This window comes from Dialister sp. CAG:357, from assembly GCF_000435155.1.
Classification (GTDB): Bacteria; Bacillota; Negativicutes; order Veillonellales; family Dialisteraceae; genus Dialister; species Dialister hominis.
This window is the reverse complement of the sequence record NZ_FR896420.1, coordinates 1-3975: the sequence shown is the minus strand read 5'-3', so window position 1 is coordinate 3975 and position 3975 is coordinate 1. Positions and strand designations below refer to the sequence as shown.

Genomic DNA, 3975 nt, shown 5'->3' with positions numbered 1-3975 from the left:
AATACCGATTTACACAAACTATTTTACACTCCCCTGACAGGAGAAATCCGTTCCACTTTACGATGAGTCTCCAAACAACGTATAATAATTATATATGTTCAATTGGATTTAAAAGGTATAAGGAGGTCATATGTTTCACGCAACGACAATATTGGCAGTCAAGAAAGATGGACATACAGCAGTAGCTGGTGACGGGCAGGTCACTATGGGCAATGCCGTCATCATGAAAAATACGGCGCGTAAAGTAAGACGCCTTTATCACGGCAAGGTAATAGCAGGCTTTGCAGGTTCAGTGGCAGATGCCTTTGCTCTTTTTGATAAATTCGAATCAAAACTGGTCGACTGCAACGGCAACCTGGTCAGGGCGGCTGTCGAGTTTGCCAAGGAATGGAGAAGCGACAGGGTTCTACAGAAACTGGAAGCGCTCCTGATCATGACAGACGGGGAGCATCTTTTCCTTGTATCCGGAAGCGGGGAAGTCATAGAACCTGACGACGGAATCCTTGCCATCGGAAGCGGCGGAAATTATGCGCTCGCAGCTGCCAGGGCACTGGTATCCGTAACAGATCTTTCTGCCCGTGAAATCGCAGAGAAATCACTTCATATAGCGGCAGATATCTGTGTTTATACAAATCACAACGTCATTGTGGAGGAAATATAATGAATGATGAATTAACGCCAAGACGTATTGTAGAATATCTGGATCAGTACATCATCGGCCAGCAGGATGCCAAGAAATCCGTGGCCGTTGCTTTGAGAAACCGCTGGCGCGCCAGCAAACTTTCTCCTGAAATTGCAAAGGAAGTCAGCCCGAAAAATATTCTCCTGATCGGGCCTACCGGCGTAGGCAAGACGGAAATCGCAAGAAGGATTGCTTCCCTTACCAATGCACCTTTTGTAAAAGTGGAAGCGACAAAGTATACGGAAGTCGGCTATGTCGGAAGAGATGTAGAATCCATGGTCCGTGATCTGGCGGAAGAATCGGTGCGCCTTGTCAAGAAGACAGAAGCAGACCGCCACAAGAAGGATGCCGAAGAGGCTGCCCTGAAGAAAATTCAGGAAGCTATGTGGCCGTCAAAGAAAACGGAAACCAGAAGCCCGATGGATATCATCTTCGGGGAAAAGAAAGCAGAACCTGCCATTGATCAGGGAGAAAAGGAAAGAAGAAAGGACCTTCTGGAAAGAATCAGGAGCGGGGAACTTGATGACCGCATGATTGAAATCGAGGTCGAAGACAAATCAGGAACCTCCGGAGATTCAGACAATGAACAGGCCAATCAGATTTCCATGATGCTTTCCAACATGATGCCTAAGAAAACACGCAAGAAGAGAGTGACTGTCCGTCAGGCTAAGAGTATCCTGGCAGAGGAAGCCGCAGAAGAAATGGTCGATATGGAAGTCGTCAAGGAGAAGGCAATCCGCCTGGCTGAAGAACGAGGCATCATCTTTATTGATGAAATTGATAAGATTGCCGGAAGAAACAATACGAGCGGGGCAGATGTCTCAAGAGAAGGCGTGCAGAGGGATATCCTTCCCATCGTAGAAGGAGCGACCGTAAAGACGAAGTATGGCCAGATGAAAACAGACCATATCCTGTTCATTGCTGCCGGTGCCTTCCATGTATCCAAGCCAAGCGACCTGATTCCTGAACTTCAGGGCCGCTTCCCTGTCCGCGTGGAACTCTCGAGCCTGACAAAAGAAGATCTAAGGAAAATATTGACAGAACCGCGCCAGGCCCTGATCCGCCAGTATGAATCGCTCCTTGAGACAGAAGGCGTGACGATTACGTTTACGGAAAGCTCTCTCGATGCCATTGCCGAGATTGCCACCCACGTCAATGAAGAGACTGAGGATATCGGAGCCAGAAGGCTTTATACCATCCTGGAAAGAGTGCTCGAGGATATTTCCTTTGAGGCGCCTGACCTGGAGGATAAGAACGTGACGATTGACGGCGATTACATAAGAGAAAAGATGGGAAGGATTACGCAGGATATTGACGTATCCAACTATATACTTTAATACAGATTTGTCATAACAAACCGGGATCTCAAACAGGGATCCCGGTTTTTCGCGCGGCGCATAATGAATAATGTCAATCGAGGAAATCTTATTGGTTGACCGATGGTTTACAACTGATTATAATGTAAAGAAATAAAATAGTCTTGAATAAAGTCCGTTTTATCTATAAAAATAAGGATATAAAGTACTTCACAGGATCGGAGGTTTATTATGCGAAATGAAATTCTGGATTATTTTCGCAAGGCGGATGGCAATTTCGTTTCCGGACAGCAGATTTCAAAAGACCTGCATGTCTCGCGTACAGCAATCTGGAAGCATATTAACGTCTTGAAAGAAAGAGGCTATATTTTTGAATCCAGTACAAGAAAGGGATACAGATTGATTTACGCACCGAATTTGCTGACACCGCTTGAAATTGACAGTGCACTCCATACAGAGACATTTGGAAGACATGTCGTCTATCTGGAATCCACACAGTCCACGAATGAAGAAGCAAAGAAGATAGCACGTGAAGGTGCTGAAGAAGGGACTATCGTCGTCGCTGAAGAACAGATTACAGGACACGGAAGACTTGCGAGAGGATTTTACAGCCCTTTTGCCAAGGGCATTTGGTTCTCCCTGATTCTCCGTCCTAAATTCTTCCCGATGGAAGCATCCAAGTGCACGCTTCTGGCGGCAGTAGGCGTTTGCCGCGGCATCAGAAGGATGGGGCTTGCTGACGCAGGCATCAAATGGCCAAATGATATCCTTGTCCATGGCAAGAAGCTTGTCGGCATCCTGACACTGATGTCTGCATCCATGGAAAAGATCGACTATATCATCATGGGCATCGGCATCAATACAGGGATCAAGAAGAATGAATTCCCGGAAGATTTCCGTGAAGGCGCGACGTCCTTCCTTAATGAAGGCATCAATGTTTCACGCAAGGATCTTCTTGCAGCCATTCTCGGCGAGCTGGAAAAAGAATACAGCATCGCGCAGGATGAAGGCTTTGACAAAGTGCTTGATGACTGGAGAGCGCTTTCTGTTACTTTGGGACAGGAAGTCCGCGTAATCTTCGGCGATGACAGCTATACAGGGAAAGCAGTCGATATTGACCGCGATGGTTGTCTGCTGGTCAATACAGGAAGCGAAGTCAAGCGCGTCATTGCAGGAGACGTATCCATACGCCCTGTAGATGCGCCAATTCCCAAACGCTGATCCAATCTGGTTGACTTAAAGAACGGCAATGATAAAAATGAAATTTCAGAAAAGAGGAAAAGTATGAAAAATCATAATTTTATCAGTGCTGCATTATTTGCCGGTATCATGGCAATATTATCACAATTTGCATTTCCGATAGGCGCCGTTCCGATTACGCTGCAGAGCTTTGTCTGTGCGCTGGCAGGAGGCGTCCTGGGCAAGAAATGGGGCGCCATTTCCATTGGACTCTGGCTGATTCTTGGCATGATCGGGATTCCGGTCCTCACCATGGGGAAAGCAGGCATAGGCATATTCCTCTCCCCAGTAGGCGGTTATTATCTGGGCTTCGTCCTGATGGCTTTGATCAGCGGATTCAGATCAGAAGAGAAGGTCAATATTTTCTGCTATATCGGATTTGCCATTCTTGGACTTATCTCCTGCTATGCATTGGGAACCATCTGGTTCATGGGATACTTCCAGTACGGCCTTGGAAAGGACATGCCTCTCTGGACAGCTTTGACCATGACGGTATTCCCGTTTGTTGTATTTGACCTGATTAAAGTGACCTTAGGTGTATTGAGCGGTGTCAGGATCAGAAGAGCATTGATTCAGGCAGGCTTCCGTCCGACGACACATTAAGGTACCATAAAGAGCTCCGGGGCTTCGGCCGGCTTCCGGAACTCTTTATTTATTGCAAAGAATGCGGCAAAACCGTTATTCCATCGATGACAGCAGAAAAGAAAAGGCGGATTGTATAATTAAGTTGAACACTTA

General features: G+C 46.7%; 4 protein-coding genes. All 4 read left to right on the top strand.

Annotation, left to right across the window (positions count from 1 at the left end; all coding sequences use genetic code 11):
* Positions 1-130 precede the first annotated feature (130 nt).
* The 4 genes from hslV (at position 131) to M3200_RS04770 (ending at position 3840) form a co-directional block, all read left to right on the top strand.
* The gene (hslV, locus tag M3200_RS04785; RefSeq protein ID WP_022382408.1) at positions 131-661 is read left to right on the top strand and encodes an ATP-dependent protease subunit HslV; all 531 of its coding nucleotides are present in this window, start codon (positions 131-133) and stop codon (positions 659-661) included.
* Complete coding sequence (hslU, locus tag M3200_RS04780; RefSeq protein WP_022382407.1) at positions 661-2019, top strand: ATP-dependent protease ATPase subunit HslU; 1359 nt, start codon at positions 661-663, stop codon at positions 2017-2019. Before hslV ends, hslU begins: the two co-directional genes overlap by 1 nt.
* Positions 2020-2229: 210 nt before the next feature.
* Positions 2230-3219, top strand: coding sequence for a biotin--[acetyl-CoA-carboxylase] ligase (locus M3200_RS04775; protein WP_022382406.1), 990 nt, complete (start codon positions 2230-2232; stop codon positions 3217-3219).
* Positions 3220-3282: 63 nt separating this feature from the next.
* On the top strand, positions 3283-3840 hold the full coding sequence (locus M3200_RS04770) for a biotin transporter BioY (protein ID WP_022382405.1): 558 nt from the start codon (positions 3283-3285) through the stop codon (positions 3838-3840).
* The last annotated feature ends 135 nt before the right edge of the window (positions 3841-3975 follow it).